This window comes from Bacillus sp. EE-W1 (genome assembly GCF_009760835.1).
Lineage (GTDB): Bacteria > Bacillota > Bacilli > Bacillales > Bacillaceae_G > Bacillus_A > Bacillus_A wiedmannii.
Genome location: NZ_WIPE01000144.1, coordinates 1 through 1,188 on the forward strand (window position 1 = coordinate 1; position 1,188 = coordinate 1,188).

3 protein-coding genes are annotated in these 1,188 nt (G+C 31.1%); all 3 read right to left on the bottom strand.

Annotated features, from left to right (window positions below; genetic code table 11):
* Positions 1-168 precede the first annotated feature (168 nt).
* The 3 genes from GFJ36_RS28630 to GFJ36_RS28640 are packed head-to-tail and all read right to left on the bottom strand — an operon-like array spanning position 169 to position 1,090.
* Positions 169-504 carry a hypothetical protein gene (locus tag GFJ36_RS28630; protein WP_157349844.1) on the bottom strand — a complete coding sequence of 112 codons (336 nt, stop codon included), beginning with the start codon at positions 502-504 and terminating at the stop codon, positions 169-171.
* A gap of 34 nt (positions 505-538) precedes the next feature.
* Positions 539-727, bottom strand: a complete 189-nt coding sequence (gene hfq / locus GFJ36_RS28635; protein WP_157349845.1) for an RNA chaperone Hfq — start codon at positions 725-727, stop codon at positions 539-541.
* A gap of 27 nt (positions 728-754) precedes the next feature.
* Entirely contained in the window at positions 755-1,090 is a 336-nt protein-coding gene (locus tag GFJ36_RS28640; RefSeq protein ID WP_098639766.1) for a transposase, read from the bottom strand.
* Between the last annotated feature and the right edge of the window lie 98 nt (positions 1,091-1,188).

Below are 1,188 nucleotides of genomic sequence, written 5' to 3' on the forward strand. Positions count from 1 at the left end.
AGAATCGAACACGGGCATTGGTGTTTTAAAGCTGTTAACTAATTCATCTATTTTTAGCAATTGATCTGTATTTGGTAATAATTGTTCCAGCGTTATCTGATTCATTCCTAGATTGTTCTTTCCCATTTTAATCCTCCTTAAATATATGATGGCCCCTTATAATATAATTTAACGGTATATAGTTTGATGGTTCATAACTTCCATTAAGATATCTGCTATTAATTTTCCATTTTCGAAAATAATTTGGTTTTTAGTGTATGGATCTATATACTGTCCCAACCCTTTACTCAACATAATTTCCAGTTCATTATTATCTAAAATTCGACAAGATAGAATGGTAGGGCGTTTACTAAAAGCTCGATAAAAGTTTAATGTTTGACTTAAAGAAGCGACAAGCGGTCTAAGCATTTCATCATAGTAAGGAATCATATCTTCTGCTATTTTTTCGTTTAAGATAAAATCCATTCCATCATCTTTTATGTCAAATCGAAATAAAAAAATCAATATATCCCTCTCCTTTTATAGCATACAATCATTTTTATATAGTAAGTGTAGAGATTGCTTGTTTGTAGATTAATTGTTGTTTACCATGAATCATCATTAGGACGGAAAATTTATCTGTTGCAAGGATCTGCCCACGCACTGGAACGCCATTCTTTAAAAATACAGTAACTTCCCCTTTTTTCTCTTTCAATTGTTCATACATATCTTCTTGTAAATTAAACATGAAATACGCCCCCTGGTTTGTTTGGATTTACTTTTCTTCTAATACCTGCTGCTCTTCACTGTTGGATATTTGTGCTTCCCATTCACTTTCTATTTTTCTAAACCATTTTCCTATTTTACTTAGATAATATCTTTTTACTTCACCATTAGGAATCCAAATTTCACGTTCCTGTATTTGATTCATCACTTCATGAAGAATCTCATCATGTTCATACTTTCTAGGTTTTCTATAATGTGTTTTTACAAACTGTGTATATTCTCTACGTAACCAATTAGAAATATGTTGTCTTTGTCTTTGCTTGAGATGTGACCATTTTTTATTTGTTTGAAGGATTTTTCCATTTACTTTTATGTGGTTTTTCATCGACACTCATCCCCTTTTACTAGCAAAACGAATATATCACTATCGTATCACATTTAAATCGAAATACTGCTCTAGGTACATATTTCGCAAGAAATCTA